Origin of the sequence: Streptomyces sp. NPDC048424 (assembly GCF_040651555.1) — a bacterium.
Classification (GTDB): domain Bacteria; phylum Actinomycetota; class Actinomycetes; order Streptomycetales; family Streptomycetaceae; genus Streptomyces.
Genome location: NZ_JBEZKE010000009.1, coordinates 49,853 through 64,253 on the forward strand (window position 1 = coordinate 49,853; position 14,401 = coordinate 64,253).

General features: G+C 73.7%; 12 protein-coding genes. 3 read left to right on the forward strand and 9 right to left on the reverse strand.

Features of this window, described 5'->3' with window-relative positions; translation table 11 throughout:
- Positions 1 to 324: 324 nt before the first annotated feature.
- From ligA to AB0D29_RS15215, 6 genes are all read right to left on the reverse strand, one after another.
- Complete coding sequence (gene ligA / locus AB0D29_RS15190; protein WP_362854467.1) at positions 325 to 2,526, reverse strand: NAD-dependent DNA ligase LigA; 2,202 nt, start codon at positions 2,524 to 2,526, stop codon at positions 325 to 327.
- Between the two features lie 30 nt (positions 2,527 to 2,556).
- Positions 2,557 to 3,540 (reverse strand): methionine synthase, encoded by a 984-nt coding sequence (locus tag AB0D29_RS15195; RefSeq protein ID WP_362854468.1) that lies wholly within the window; start codon positions 3,538 to 3,540, stop codon positions 2,557 to 2,559.
- Complete coding sequence (locus AB0D29_RS15200; protein WP_362854470.1) at positions 3,537 to 4,226, reverse strand: SDR family oxidoreductase; 690 nt, start codon at positions 4,224 to 4,226, stop codon at positions 3,537 to 3,539. The genes AB0D29_RS15195 and AB0D29_RS15200 overlap by 4 nt, the downstream gene beginning before the upstream one ends.
- A gap of 49 nt (positions 4,227 to 4,275) precedes the next feature.
- Positions 4,276 to 5,226 (reverse strand): hypothetical protein, encoded by a 951-nt coding sequence (locus AB0D29_RS15205; RefSeq protein ID WP_362854472.1) that lies wholly within the window; start codon positions 5,224 to 5,226, stop codon positions 4,276 to 4,278.
- A 2-nt stretch (positions 5,227 to 5,228) separates the two neighbouring features.
- Complete coding sequence (locus AB0D29_RS15210) at positions 5,229 to 5,573, reverse strand: DUF1330 domain-containing protein (RefSeq protein WP_362854474.1); 345 nt, start codon at positions 5,571 to 5,573, stop codon at positions 5,229 to 5,231.
- Between the two features lie 90 nt (positions 5,574 to 5,663).
- Positions 5,664 to 6,686 (reverse strand): helix-turn-helix domain-containing protein, encoded by a 1,023-nt coding sequence (locus tag AB0D29_RS15215; protein WP_362854475.1) that lies wholly within the window; start codon positions 6,684 to 6,686, stop codon positions 5,664 to 5,666.
- A 126-nt stretch (positions 6,687 to 6,812) separates the two neighbouring features.
- Between AB0D29_RS15215 and AB0D29_RS15220 the strand changes: the two genes are divergently transcribed.
- Positions 6,813 to 7,736, forward strand: a complete 924-nt coding sequence (locus AB0D29_RS15220; RefSeq protein WP_362854477.1) for an NADP-dependent oxidoreductase — start codon at positions 6,813 to 6,815, stop codon at positions 7,734 to 7,736.
- A gap of 44 nt (positions 7,737 to 7,780) precedes the next feature.
- Here the strand turns inward: AB0D29_RS15220 and AB0D29_RS15225 are convergent, their stop codons facing one another.
- Positions 7,781 to 10,276, reverse strand: coding sequence for a helix-turn-helix domain-containing protein (locus AB0D29_RS15225; RefSeq protein WP_362854479.1), 2,496 nt, complete (start codon positions 10,274 to 10,276; stop codon positions 7,781 to 7,783).
- 199 nt (positions 10,277 to 10,475) lie between these two features.
- Between AB0D29_RS15225 and AB0D29_RS15230 the strand changes: the two genes are divergently transcribed.
- Positions 10,476 to 11,249 (forward strand): PE-PPE domain-containing protein, encoded by a 774-nt coding sequence (locus AB0D29_RS15230; protein WP_362854480.1) that lies wholly within the window; start codon positions 10,476 to 10,478, stop codon positions 11,247 to 11,249.
- Between the two features lie 66 nt (positions 11,250 to 11,315).
- On the opposite strand, the gene mnmA is transcribed toward AB0D29_RS15230, so the two are convergent.
- Positions 11,316 to 12,449, reverse strand: a complete 1,134-nt coding sequence (mnmA, locus tag AB0D29_RS15235; RefSeq protein WP_362854482.1) for a tRNA 2-thiouridine(34) synthase MnmA — start codon at positions 12,447 to 12,449, stop codon at positions 11,316 to 11,318.
- 70 nt (positions 12,450 to 12,519) lie between these two features.
- On the opposite strand from mnmA, the gene AB0D29_RS15240 reads away from it, so the two are divergent.
- Positions 12,520 to 13,194 (forward strand): peptidoglycan recognition family protein, encoded by a 675-nt coding sequence (locus AB0D29_RS15240; protein ID WP_362854484.1) that lies wholly within the window; start codon positions 12,520 to 12,522, stop codon positions 13,192 to 13,194.
- On the opposite strand, the gene AB0D29_RS15245 is transcribed toward AB0D29_RS15240, so the two are convergent.
- Positions 13,187 to 14,350 (reverse strand): cysteine desulfurase family protein, encoded by a 1,164-nt coding sequence (locus tag AB0D29_RS15245; protein WP_362854486.1) that lies wholly within the window; start codon positions 14,348 to 14,350, stop codon positions 13,187 to 13,189. The two genes, AB0D29_RS15240 and AB0D29_RS15245, sit on opposite strands and share 8 nt — an antisense overlap.
- Positions 14,351 to 14,401 lie beyond the last annotated feature (51 nt).

Below are 14,401 nucleotides of genomic sequence, written 5' to 3' on the forward strand. Positions count from 1 at the left end.
CCGTGCACGACAGGCGCACCCCTCAACAGTAGGACGCGCGAGGCTCCCAGGGGCAGCGGTCGGCAGTGGTTGCCCGAATGCGACCCAGCCATCCTCATCAGTACGGTATCCGCCGAACGGGTGAGTTTGGACCAGGACCCCCACGTCACCCATCCGATGATCCGACAGGTCACCGCCCTGCGACCAGCCTTGTACCAGCCGTTTACCACCGGCCGCCGCGCCTGGCGTGCGCCCGCCCGTACGGCCGCACGCCACGCATCCGTTCGCCTTCGCTACTCCCCCTCGGCGATTCCCCTCGCGGGCTTTCCCCGGTACTACCCGGTATTACTCCCCTTCGCCTCCGCCGTCCACCGGGAGCGCGGCCGCCCGCGCCGCGTCCGGGCCCTGCTCCAGCAGCACGGCGAAACCGGCGTCGTCGAGGATGGACAGCTTCAACTGCACGGCCTTGTCGTACTTGGAGCCCGGGTTGTCGCCGACGACGACGAACGAGGTCTTCTTCGACACGGAGCCGGTGACCTTGGCCCCGCGGCTCTGCAGGGCCTCTTTCGCGCCGTCCCGCGTGTGGCTCTGCAAAGTGCCGGTGACGACGACGGTCAGCCCCTCCAGCGGACGGGGCCCCTGTTCCTCGGCGGAACCTTCCTCCTCCATCCGTACCCCGGCCTCCCGCCACTTGCGCAGGATCTCCTGGTGCCAGTCGACGGCGAACCACTCCTTGAGGGAGGCGGCGATGATCGCCCCGACCCCGTCGGTGGCGGTCAGCTCCTCCTCGGTGGCCTGCTCGATGCGCTCGATCGAACGGAACTCGCGGGCGAGGGCCTCGGCCGCGACCGGGCCGACGTGACGGATCGACAGGCCGTTGATGATGCGGGCGAGCGGGCGCTCCTTGGCGGCGGCGATGTGCTCCAGCATGGCCAGGGCGTTCTTCTTCGGCTCGCCCTTCTGGTTGGCGAAGACCGTGACGATCTTCTCCTCGCCCGTCTTCGGGTCCCGCTTGGGCAGGCCGCTGTCCGGGTCCAGGACGTACGCCTTGATGGGCAGCAGCTGCTCGATGGTCAGGCCGAAGAGGTCGCCCTCGTCGAGCAGGGGCGGCTGCGCCGGCTCCAGCGGGGCGGTCAGCGCTGCCGCGGCCACCATGCCGAAGTTCTCGATGTCCAGGGACTGCCGGCCGCCCAGGTAGAAGAGCCGCTCGCGCAGCTGGGCGGGGCAGGTCTGGGCGTTGGGGCACCGGACGTCGATGTCCCCCTCCTTCATGGGCCGCAGCGCCGTCCCGCACGCGGGGCACTCGGCGGGCATCACGAACTCCCGCTCGCTGCCGTCCCGCAGGTCCACCACCGGCCCGAGGATCTCGGGGATGACGTCGCCCGCCTTGCGCAGCACGACCGTGTCCCCGATGAGCACGCCCTTGGCCTTGACGACCTCCTGGTTGTGCAGGGTGGCGAACTCCACCTCCGAGCCCGCCACCGTCACCGGCTCCACCTGCGCGTACGGGGTGACGCGCCCGGTGCGGCCGACGCCGACCTTGATGTCGATCAGCTTGGTGTTGACCTCTTCGGGTGCGTACTTCCAGGCGATCGCCCAGCGCGGGGCGCGCGCGGTGGAACCGAGCCGCCCCTGGAGGGCGATCTCGTCGAGCTTGACGACCACGCCGTCGATCTCGTGCTCCACCGAGTGCCGGTTCTCGCCGAACTCCGCGATGAACGCGCGGACCTCGGCGAGGGAGGCGACCACCTTGTTGTGCCGGGCGGTCGGCAGGCCCCATTCGCGCAGCAGCTCGTACGCCTGCGACTGGCGCTCGATCGAGAGGCCCTCGCGGGCGCCGATGCCGTGGACGACCATGTGCAGCGGGCGGCTGGCGGTGACCTTGGGGTCCTTCTGCCGCAGCGAACCGGCCGCGGCGTTGCGCGGGTTGGCGAAGGGCTTGCCCTCCGCCTCCACGAGCCGGGCGTTGAGCTCCTCGAACTTCTCCATCGGGAAGTAGACCTCGCCGCGGATCTCGACGAGGGCCGGGGTCCGGTCGCCCTTGAGGCGGTCCGGGATCTCGGCGATGGTGCGGACGTTGGGCGTGATGTCCTCACCGGTGCGGCCGTCGCCGCGGGTGGCGGCACGGGTGAGCCGGCCGTTCTCGTAGGTGAGGTTGACGGCGAGGCCGTCCACCTTCAGCTCGCACAGGTAGTGGTAGTCCGAGGTGTTGACGTCCCGGGCCACCCGCTCGGCCCAGGCGGCCAGTTCCTCGTCGTCGAAGGCGTTGTCGAGGGAGAGCATGCGCTCCCGGTGCTCGACGGAGGCGAAGTCCGTCTCGTACGCCCCGGCCACCTTCTGGGTGGGCGAGTCGGGCGTGCGCAGCTCCGGGTACTGCTCCTCCAGCGCCTCCAGCGAGCGCAGCAGCTTGTCGAACTCGGCGTCGCTGACGACCGGCTGGTCGTTCACGTAGTACCGGAAGCGGTGCTCCTCGATCTGCTCGGCGAGCAGCTGGTGCTGCTCGCGCACCGCCGCCGGTACTGCCGTGTCCTGCTGTTCGGCTGCCATGCCGTGTCCTCCCGTGCCCCGTCTCGACCGTCACTCAGGGTTGTCGGCGAGCGACCTCGCCGCCCTGACGCAATGCGCCTGCACCGCGCGGGCGTAGGCGGGCGAGGCGCCCGCCAGACCGCACGACGGAGTGACCACGACGGACTCCGCCAGAGTCCCCGGGGCCAGCCCCAGCCTGCGCCAAAGCTTCCTGACACCCATGACGCTACCGGCAGGGTCCGACAACGGACCGTCCGTGCCCGCCACCACTCCGGCGAAGAGTTTCGCACCGCCTTCGACGGCCTCCCCGATGGCGTCATCCTCGCGCTCGGTGAGCAGCGAGAAATCGAACGACACGCCCGTGGCCCCGGCCCGGCGCAGCAGGCCGAAGGGGACCTCGGGCGCGCAGGAGTGCACGATCACGTCCCCGTCGTGCACGGCGAAGAGTTCGCGCAGCGTGCCCTCGACGACCTGCCGGTCGACGGCGCGGTAGGTGCGGTAGCCGCTCGCGGAGCGGACCCGGCCGAGCAGCACGGCCGTCAGGGACGGCTCGTCGAACTGCAGCACGACGTCGGCGCCGGGGATCCGCTTGCGCACGTCGGCCAGGTGGTCGCGCAGCCCCTCGGCCAGCGATCCGGCCAGGTCCCGGCAGGCCCCCGCGTCCTGGAGCATGGCCTCGCCGCCGTGCAGCTCCAGGGCGGCGGCCAGCGTCCACGGGCCGACCGCCTGGACCTTGAGCTTCCCGGTGTACCCCTGGGTGAACTCCTCCAGGGCGTCGAGGTCCTCGCCGAGCCAGGACCGGGCCCGCTTCGAGTCCCGTCCGGGGCGGTCGCTGATCCGCCAGCCGCTGGGCTCGACGTGCGCGTACATGTCGACGAGCAGTCCGAGGGAACGGCCGATCATGTCGGCGCCGGGGCCCCGGGCGGGCAGCTCGGCGAGGTACGGGAACTCCTCGAAGGACCCGGTGACGGTCTTGGCGGCCTCGCGGGCGTCGCCGCCGGGCAGCGAACCGACGCCGGTGGCGCTCGCGGTCACCGGCCCGGCCTGACGCTCAGGTCGTTGACCTCGGCGTCGCGCGGCAGGTCGACGGCCATGACGATGGTGGTCGCCACCGACTCGGGGTCGATCCAGGCGGCCGGGTCGTACTCCTTGCCCTCCTGGGAGTGCACCTTGGCCTGCATGGGGCTGGCGGTCCGCCCCGGGTACACGGAGGTGACGCGGATCCCGTTGGCCTTCTCCTCGGCGCGCAGCGAGTCGGCGAGGGCCTTCAGCCCGTGCTTGGAGGCGGCGTACGCGCTCCAGTCGGCGTGGGCGGTCAGGCCCGCGCCGGAGTTCACGAAGACGACGGTGGCCTTGGAGGCGCGCAGGGTGGGCAGGAGCAGCCGGGTGACCTCGGCGGGCGCGATCAGGTTGACGTTGAGCTGCTGGTGCCAGGTCTTGGGCCGCAGCTCCCCGACCGGTCCGAGGTCCACGATCCCGGCGACGTGCAGCAGGGAGTCGATCCGCTCGGGGATCGCCTGCTTGGAGAAGGCCCACGAGAGCCGCTCGGGGTCGGCGAGGTCGCCGACGAGGACGCCCGCTCCGGGGTACCGCTCGACGAGCTGCTTGCCGCGGGCGGCGTCGCGGGCGAGGAGGACGAGGTCGTCGCCACGGGCGTGCAGGCGGGCCGCGACGGCCGCGCCGATGCCGGATCCGGCACCGGTGATCATGTGAGTAGCCATACCGCCCATGCTCGCACCCCCGGACGGGCGCGGGAGCCGAAGGTCGAGGTCAGGTGCCGACGGCCGTCCGGTACGCGCGCTCCACGGCGGCGCGGGCGGCGGCCGCCCGCTCCGCCGGGACGGCGGGGGCGAAGCCCTGGCCGATCACGGCGTGCGGGAGCGTCGCGACGAGCCGGGCCCGCACGTCGCCCCGCGGCCCGGCCCACCGCTCCAGGGCCTGGTCGCGTACCTCGGCCAGCGCGGCGGCGCGGTCCGGCGCGGGCGGGGCGAAGCGGCCGCCGCAGGCCCGCTCGTGCTCGGCCCAGCGGTCCTCCCAGAACTCCACCGTCCAGCCGGGCCACCGGGCGGCGAGGGTACGGCCGTGGGCGCGGGCCGTGTTCAGCCACCAGCCGACCCGGCGCCGCTCGGGATCCACGTGGATGCCGGCGTCCGCCCGCAGCCGGTGGCTCCCGTGGTCCGGAGCGTCCCGGAGCCGCTCCAGCAGGGCGGGCCCCTCCTCGACCGGGTGGTCGTCGATGTCGGCGAGCACGTGGCAGCGGTCCGCGCCGATGGTGACCACGGCGACCAGCGGGTCGGGGTCGTCCAGCTCCTCGTCGTCCGGCTCCAGTGCGGGACCGGGGTACACGGCGGTGTCCGGCTCCCCCGGGTCGAGCCCGAGGTGGGCGCGCAGCCCGCTCTGGCCGTCGTAGAGCCAGCGCACCTCCCAGCCCGGCCAGGCGCACCGCAGCAGCTCCAGGGTGGCCGCCCGGGTGCGCAGGGAAGCGGCGGGCCCCTCCTGGGCGAAGACCAGCAGGAGCCGGCGGGTCTCGTCGGCGAGGACGCCGGCCTCGACCATGTCGTCGGGGTACCAGCCGTCCTCCCTCGCGTGGCTGCGCAGGAACGGGAGCACTGCCTCGGGCCCGGCGAGCAGGTCGAGGCCCAGGTCCACGGCGCCGTGGGAGGAGCGGTGGCGGGTGTGGCCCAGGGGCCCCGAGAGGACGAAGACGGCCCGGTTGCCCATCGTCAGAGCCCCGCTTCCTCGCGCAGACGGGCGGCCGTCTTGGAGGCGTCGTAGTCGGCGGGGACGCCTTCGACCAGGAGGACCTCGCCCGCCATGTGGCGGGTGCGCAGCGGGAGGATGGCCCGGTAGGCGTCGGAGGCGTACCAGGCGCGGGCCCGCTCGATGTCCGGGAAGCCGATCACGACGACGGTGCCGGGGAAGGGTCCCTCGACCACCTCGACCTCCTTGCCGTGCACGAGGAAGCGGCCCTCGAAGGGGTCCATGGTCGACTGGATCCGCTCGATGTACTCGAGGACGTCCTCGTTCATCGTCTCGGGGCGGATGTGGGCGATGGCGTACGCGGTCATGGTCTGCTCCCCGGTGTGACCGGCCCGTCGGTCCGGGCCCGTTGGTCCGATCCTGTCAGCGCGCGCCGGCCGCGGCGATTACCCCACAGGTCATGCCGAGGCGGGCTGGAAGGTGCGCCGGTAGGCGATCGGGGAGATGCCGAGGGCGGCACGCATGTGCTGGCGCAGGGAGTTGCCGGAGCCGAAGCCGGCGCGGTGGGCGACCAGGTCGACCGGAAGGTCGCTGGACTCCAGCAACTGGCGGGCCACTTCGAGGCGTTGCGCGGTGAGCCACTGCACCGGGGTCATGCCGACCTCGTCGCGGAAGCGCCGGGTGAAGGTGCGCAGGCTCATCCGGGCGTGGGCGGCCAGTTCGGCGAGGGTGACCGGTTCGGCGAGGCGTTCCAGGGCCCAGGCGCGGGTGGCCGTGGTGGTGGCCACGGTGGGTTCGGGGACGGGCCGGTCGATGTACTGCGCCTGCCCGCCGTCGCGCCAGGGCGGTACGACGCACATCCGCGCGGCCCGGTTGGTGACGGCCGCGCCGTGGTCGCGCCGGATCAGGTGCAGGCACAGGTCGACCCCGGCGGCGACCCCGGCGGAGGTCAGGACGTCGCCGTCGTCGACGAACAGGACGTCCTCGTCGACGAGGACCCGGGGGTAGGCCCGGCGGAACTCGGGAGCCAGGTTCCAGTGCGTGGTCGCGGGCCGGCCGTCGAGCAGTCCGGCGGCCGCGAGGACGTACGAGCCGGTGCAGATCGAGACCAGGCGGGTGCCGGGGCGGATGCCGGCGATGGCGGCGGTGACCTCTGGGGGCAGCGGGGCACCGTCGGCCAGCTCGGGCATGGCGTGCGTGGGCGGGAGGATCACGGTGTCGGCGGCGGCGAGCGCTTCGGGTCCGGCGGCGGGCTGGATGGTGAACCCGGCGTCGCTCAGCACGGGGCGGCCGTCGGCCGTGCAGACGACGACCTCGTACAGGGCCTCGCCGGCCTCGTCCACGGCGCTGCCGAAGACGCGCGAGGGGATCCCCAGCTCGAAGGGGGGCACGCCGGGCAGGGCGAGCACCGCGATCCGGTGCAGCCTGCCGCCTCCCTGGACGTCCCCTGCCTCCGGTGTCGTCTTCCGTACGCAGCTCATGGCCAGATTCTGTCAGATAGTGGCCATTCGGCCAACACCGTGCGGGCCGGCGATGCCCGAATGTGGGACGTGTCGCCGGGGAGAACCCGGTATCGGATGTGATCGAACGAAATGAGGCGGACAGGCATGCGCGCGATGATCGTGAACGGATGGGGCGGCCCCGAGACCCTGGTCGAGCGCGAGGTGGACCGGCCGGAGCCGGGCCTGGGCGAAATCCTCGTCCGGGTCCACGCGGCCGGCGTCAACCCGGTCGACTGGAAGACCCGGGCCAGCGGCGCCCTCATCACCTGGGGCGAGGTCCCGATCGTCGGCTGGGACGTCTCCGGAACCGTCGAGGCGGTCGGCCCCGGCGTGACCGTGTACCGCCCGGGCGACGAGGTCTACGGCATGCCGAGCTTCCCGCGGCAGGCCGGCGGCTACGCCGAGTACGTCGCCGCCCCCGCCCGGCACTTCGCCCGCAAGCCGGCCTCCCTCGACCACGTGCAGGCGGCCGCCCTGCCGCTGGCGGCGCTGACCGCCTGGCAGGCGCTGGTGGACACGGCCGCGGTCGCGGCCGGGCAGCGGGTGCTCGTGCACGCGGCGGCCGGCGGGGTCGGGCACCTGGCGGTGCAGATCGCCAAGGCCCGCGGCGCGTACGTGATCGGCACGGCGAGCGCGGGCAAGCACGGTCTGCTGCGCGAGCTGGGCGCGGACGAGGTGATCGACTACCGGGAGCAGGACTTCACCGAGGCGGTCTCGGACGTGGACGTCGTCCTCGACGCGGTCGGCGGCGAGATCGCGGAGCGTTCCCTGAAGGTGCTGAAGCCCGGCGGGCACCTGGTGACCCTGCCCGGCCCCGACGGCCTCCCGGCCGACGCACAGGGCGTGCACGCCTCCTGGGTCCTCGTGGAACCGGACCTGAAGGGCCTGGAGGCGATCGCGGCCCTGGCGGACCAGGGCCTGCTGAAGCCGCTGGTCGACACGGTGCTGCCGCTGGAGCAGGCCGCGAAGGCCCACGAGATCGGCGAACTGGGCCGCACCACCGGCAAGATCGTCCTGACGGTCGCCTGAGCGGCGCGGTCCGCCGCGGGACGGCCCAGGGCCCGGGACAGGACCTAGCTCGTGGGCCGTCCGCGCAGGTGGCGCTGGAGCCGGGCGTGGCGGAACTGGTAGACGGCGCCGACCTGGCGCAGCACGCCGCGCCGGTAGGCGTCCTCCAGGAAGGCGACGGTCGCCCAGGGGAGGCGCCCGGTCAGCGGCAGCCAGATGCGGGTCAGGAGCACCCACTGGCCCCAGGCGGTGAACGCCAGGGCGTAGGAGAGCGCTCCGGCCACCCCACCCACGGCGCCGAGCGCGAGACCGTCGGCCATCGGCCAGGTCAGGGGGCCGACGACGCCCTGGAGCAGCTCGGTCATGAGCCGGCCGCCGAAGGCGATCACCACGGTGAGCATCGGCGCGAGGAAGAGGGCCTGGCGCACCACGATGCTGCGGTTGATGGCCAGCAGGTCCGTCGGGGTGGCGGCGCGGCCGAGGTCGATGGGGGTCTCCAGGGTGGCCACGAGCCCGAGTACGAGCCCTCCCGCGAGGGCGAACGTGAGCCCGTACATCAGGCAGTTGACGGCCGTCGCCTCGATCACGGCCGGGTTGACCAGCACTCCGCCGTACGTCAGCTGCGCACCGACGGTGTAGGCGAGCCCGCACCCGAGGCCCATCACGCAGCCGCCCAGCAGTCCGGCCGGTACCAGAGTGGCGACCCGGCGGGCGGAGGGGCCGGCGGACCGGCGGCGGCCCGGCAGCCGTATCCGCACCCGGGACGGCTCGAACGCCCGGATCCCGAGCACGGCCACGAGTCCGTGGACCAGCCCGAAGGCGAGCCCGACGGCCGGGCCGAACAGCAGCGCGTCCAGCAGGCCCGTACCGAGCGCGAAGGCGGCTCCGTGGCCCGCCGCCAGGTTCTTGGCGGGGAAGACCAGCCAGTCGGCGACCGCGGTGACCAGGGAACAGGCGAGGACGACGGCCAGGATCCGCGAGGCCAGCGGCAGTGACTCGCGCAGCTGCCACCAGGCCAGGTCCTGGCCCTCGCGCCGCCCGGGCCGGTCCAGGTGCCCGGCGAGGTGGCCCAGGTAGTGCCGGGCGCGCTGCGGGTCCCACGTACGGGGCCCGCGCGCGCGGCGTGCGCCCGGGACGGCCGTGGGGGGCGACCCGTAGACGCTCGGCACGAACCCGGCCAGCAGGTGCTCCTCGATGGCCCCCGGGGTCGGGAAGCGGGCGGAGTCCAGCAGTACGGCCGGGTCCTGGGCCGGGGTGTCGCTGTAGACGGTCCGGGCGAGCAGGACCATCAGCGGAGTGCGGAGCACGGCCGCGAGGCGGGCGCCGGGAGCGCCGTCCGGATCCGTGCGCAGCCGCTCCAGCACGGGGTCCCAGCCGGTGAAGGCCCGGCCGTCGCGGTCGGCCGGTGCCGTGGGGCGCGCGGTGCGGGGCAGGTAGCGGACCAGGTCGTCGGCGTCCAGGTCCAGCAGCTCGATGCCCGCGGTCCGGCGGAGCACCTCGACCCCGACGGCCTCGGCGAACTGCTCGGTGCGGCTGGTCAGGAGCAACGGCAGCGCGCTGGTGTTGAGTTCGCGCAGGGCGACGCCGAGCAGCCCGGTGGCCATCTCGTCGAACCCGTCGAGCACCGGCAGGATCCATCCGGCGTCCACCAGGGCGGCGGCGAGGGTGGAGCCGCCGGGGGCGCTCGCGTCGAGGTGCGGGTGGTCGCGCAGCAGGCGGGCGATCAGCCAGTCGCGCAGGGTGGTGCCGGTCGGGTCCCACGAGCCCATGCTGAAGACCACGGGCACGGGTTCGCCGGGGGTACGGGCCCCCAGGTGGTCGAGGACGAACCGCAGCACGAGGACGGTCTTGCCGGAGCCGGCCCGGCCGAGCACCACCAGCCGGCCGGACCGGACGCGCCGGTAGACGTCGGCGATGTCGGTGAGGCCGCCGTCCAGGGACGGCTGCCCGTCGGCGGCTCCGGGCGCTCCGGGCGCTTCGGGGGCCCCGGGGGGAGTACCGCTGATGTTGGCCCGGTGGTCGAGCAGTTCGGCGGGCGCGGAGCGCCAGCGCACGGGCAGCGGGAAGGGGTCGTGGACGCGGCGCTGCTCCTCCTCGCGGATGCAGCGGCCGTAGACGTCGTGGGCGAGCGCCTCGGCGACCGCGGCCAGGGCGCCCCGGGACGTCGGCAGCGTGCCGGGGCGCCCCGGCCGGGCGGGCGCGGGAGCCGGTACGGGAGCCGGTGCGGAGGCGGGCCCGGGAGCCGGAGCCGCGACGGGCGCGGACGGCTGATCGCCCACGCCCTCTTCCGCGGCCTGACCGGCCTGCCCGGCGGCGGCGGTCCCGGTGCCCCGGTGGGCGGCCAGCAGGTCCGTCCAGAGCTCGTCCCGGTCGCGCCGCAGCTCGTCGGCCAGTGCGTGCGCGACCTGCTTCACCGTTCCCATCCGGGCGTCGGTGGGTTTGCCGGTCTCCAGCCGGTGGATGGTGCGGACCCCGAGCCGGGACCGCTCGGCCAACTGTTCCTGCGTCATCCCCGCCTCGTGCCGCAACCCGCGGAGCAACGCACCGAACCGGCTGCTCACTTGTACGCCCTTTCCCCTGACGACGCTCCTGCCACCTGTGTCCGATGTCCTGCGGAAACCCGGTCAAACCACGGGGCACGACCAACCGGCCACATATGGCCGGTTGCGGGCATGGTCCGCCGACCAGCACGAACACCACGATGAGTGCCTGTCGCCGCACCCGACGCGGCGCCGCCTCGACCCAGGGGAGTTGACCCTCATGTCCACCACGAAGCCGAACGGGCTCACCCGCCGCCTCAAGTCCGTCATCGCGTCGACGGCCTTATTGCTCGCCGGCGCCGTCGTCGCGCCGACCGGCGCGCACGCCGCCCCGGCGAACCACTACTACATCGAGATCGGCGGCACCGGCGCCGCCGCGGAAGCGCCCGGATGCACCACGAGCTTCGACGCCGCGAACCGGAATCTGAACGGGGGCATCGCGATTCCGGTCTGCTACGTGGCCAGCGGCGGCCCCTTCGTCGGGAGCCACAACGAACAGCCGGCCCCCTTCGCGCCGAGCTTCGGCGACAGCGTGAACCAGGGCTACTGGAACGCCAAGGCCGCCCTGGAGGACGCCTACCGCACCGACCCGACCGCGACCTTCACGATCGCCGGCTACTCCCAGGGCGCCTGGGTCGCCGACCTGCTGCTCCAGACGATCGCCGACAACGGCACCGAGGTGCCGCGCGACCGGGTCGACGGCATGCTCTACTCCGACCCGATGCAGCCCGGAACCGGTTTCTGGCGCCTGGTCCCGGAGGGGGTCCTCATCCCCTTCGTGGCCTACTCCCCCGGCACCGGGCCGGAGGACTTCCCGGGCGTCCCCGTCCAGCGCCACTGCATCCAGACCGACGGGGTCTGTGACGCGACGTCCCTGGACTCCTTCCCCGGCTTCCTGCAGCAGCACCCGCGCTACTTCCGGGAGGGCGAGATCATCGCCACCACCCTCACCCAGCACGGCGGCCGCGGCACCGTCTGGTACCCGGCTGCCTGATTCCTGACAGCGCGACGCCGCGGCCCGCACGGGGGGGCCGCGGCGTCGTGCCGTGCGGGGCTCCGGTCAGACGGCGGCGGTGGCCCGGGTGGTCGTCGCGATGGTGGCGGAGCCGACCACGCGGGTGCCGTCGTAGAGCACGATCGCCTGGCCGGGGGCCACGCCGCGGACCGGCTCGGTGAAGGAGACGCGCAGCTCGCCGTCCACGACCTCGGCGAAGACCTCGGTCTCGCCGCCGTGGGCGCGCAGCTGGGCGGTGTACGTGCCCGGGGCGGCGGCCGTGGATCCGCACCAGCGGGGGCGGATCGCGGTGAGGGCGGTGACGTCGAGGGCCTCGACCGGGCCGACGGTGACGGTGTTGTTCACCGGGGAGATGTCGAGGACGTAGCGCGGCTTGCCGTCGGGGGCGGGGTGGCCGATGCGCAGGCCCTTGCGCTGGCCGATGGTGAAGCCGAAGGCGCCCTCGTGGGTGCCGACCTTCTCGCCGGTGGCCTCGTCGACGATGTCGCCCTCGGCCTTGCCGAGGCGGCCGGCGAGGAAGCCCTGGGTGTCGCCGTCGGCGATGAAGCAGATGTCGTGGCTGTCGGGCTTCTTCGCGACGGCCAGGCCCCGCTCCTCGGCCTCGGCGCGGATCTCGTCCTTGGTGGTGAGGGTGTCGCCGAGCGGGAACAGCGCGTGGGCGAGCTGCTTCTCGTCGAGGACGCCGAGGACGTACGACTGGTCCTTGGCCATGTCGGAAGCGCGGTGCAGCTCGCGGGTGCCGTCCTCGTTCAGCACGACGGTGGCGTAGTGGCCGGTGCAGACGGCGTCGAAGCCGAGGGCGAGGGCCTTGTCGAGCAGCGCCGCGAACTTGATCTTCTCGTTGCAGCGCAGGCAGGGGTTCGGGGTGCGCCCGGCCTCGTACTCGGAGATGAAGTCCTCGACGACGTCCTCGCGGAAGCGCTCGGCCAGGTCCCAGACGTAGAACGGGATGCCGATCACGTCGGCGGCGCGGCGGGCGTCGCGGGAGTCCTCGATGGTGCAGCAGCCGCGGGCGCCGGTCCGGAAGGACTGCGGGTTCGCGGACAGGGCGAGGTGGACGCCGGTCACGTCGTGCCCGGCTTCGACCGCGCGGGCGGCGGCGACGGCGGAGTCCACTCCGCCGGACATGGCGGCCAGGACGCGAAGGGGGCGGGCGGTGCGCGGCAGGTTCTCAGTCATAGCACCGTCCAGAGTACGGGGGAACCGGGCGGGGTCACAGCGCGTTATCGGGTACAGGGGGGTGGATCACATGACCGAGCTCGGGAACAAAAGATCGAAACCGCGGAACCGGACCCGCAGGGCGGTGCTGTTCGGCGGGCTCGGGGTCTTCGCGGCGGCCGCGGTCGCCGGCCGCGACGAGATCGGCCGGGCCTGGTGGCTGATACCGGGAGTGGCCAAGCCCCGCAAGGAGGGCGAGCTCGACCACGTGGGCGCGAGCTGGACCTCGGCCTCGCCGGCGAACTGGCGGATGGCGGACCGGCCCGACGACTACCGGGTGGACCGGATCGTCGTCCATGTCACACAGGGCAGCTTCGAGGGCTCGGTGCAGGCCTTCAAGAATCCGTTCCACCGGGCGTCGGCGCACTACATCGTGCGCGGCGACGGCCACGTGGAACAGCTGGTGCGCGAGATGGACGTGGCCTTCCACGCGGCGAACCGCTCGATGAACGAGCGCAGCATCGGCATCGAGCACGTCGGCTTCGTGGACCGCCCGGAGGACTTCACGGACGCGATGTACGCGGCCTCGGCCCGGCTGGCGGCCGACGTCTGCCGCCGGTACGGGATACCGGCGGACCGCACCCACCTCGTCGGGCACTCCGAGGTCCCGGGCGCCGACCACACGGATCCGGGACCCCACTGGGACTGGGACCGCTACGTACGCCTCGTCCGGGAAGCCCTCGCGGCGAAGCCCGGCCCTAGCTGAGGCCCGCCGTGCGGGCGCGTTCCACGGCCGGGCCGATGGCCGCGGCCACGGCCGCGACGTCCTCCTTGGTGGAGGTGTGGCCGAGGGAGAAGCGCAGGGTGCCGCGGGCCAGCTGCGGGTCGGTGCCGGTGGCCAGCAGGACGTGGCTCGGCTGGGCCACGCCGGCGGTGCAGGCGGAGCCGGTGGAGCACTCGATGCCCTGGGCGTCGAGCAGGAGCAGCAGGGAGTCGCCCTCGCAGCCGGGGAAGCTGAAGTGGGCATTGGCCGGAAGGCGCCCGTCGGGGTCTCCCCCGAGGACGGCGTCGGGCACGGCCGCGCGGACGGCGGCGACCAGCTCGTCGCGCAGGGCGCCGATCTCGGTGGCGAACCGCTCCCGCCGCTCGGCTGCGAGGACCGCGGCCACCGCGAAGGCGGCGATGGCGGGCACGTCGAGGGTGCCGGAGCGGACGTGCCGCTCCTGGCCGCCGCCGTGCAGGACGGGTACGGGGCTCTGGTCGCGGCCGAGGAGCAGCGCGCCGATGCCGTAGGGGCCGCCGACCTTGTGGCCGCTGACGGTCATGGCGGCGAGAGCGCTGTCGGCGAAGTGGACGTCGAGCTGTCCGAAGGCCTGGACGGCGTCGGAGTGCAGCGGGATCCCGTGCTCGCGGGCGACGGCGGCCAGTTCGCGGACCGGCATGACGGTGCCGATCTCGTTGTTGGCCCACATGACGGTGGCCAGGGCCACGTCGTCGGGGTTGCGCTCGACGGCTTCCCGGAAGGCGTCGGGGTGCACGCGGCCGTAGCGGTCCACGGGCAGGTACTCGACGCGGGCGCCCTCGTGTTCGGCGAGCCAGTGGACGGCGTCGAGCACGGCGTGGTGCTCGACGGGGCTGGCCAGGACCCGGTTCCGGGCCGGGTCGGCGTCGCGCCGGGCCCAGTAGAGGCCCTTGACGGCGAGGTTGTCGGCCTCCGTGCCGCCGGCGGTGAACACCACCTCGCTGGGGCGGGCGCCGACCGCCTCGGCGAAGGCCTCGCGGGCCTCCTCGACGGTACGGCGGGCCCGGCGGCCGGCGGCGTGCAGGGAGGACGCGTTCCCCGTGGCGGCGAACTGCGCGGTCATCGCCGCGGCGGCCTCCGGCAGCATCGGGGTGGTGGCGGCGTGGTCGAGGTAGGCCATGATCCCCCGATTCTACGAGCCCGCCGGTGCCGGTCCGCCCGGCGGGACCCT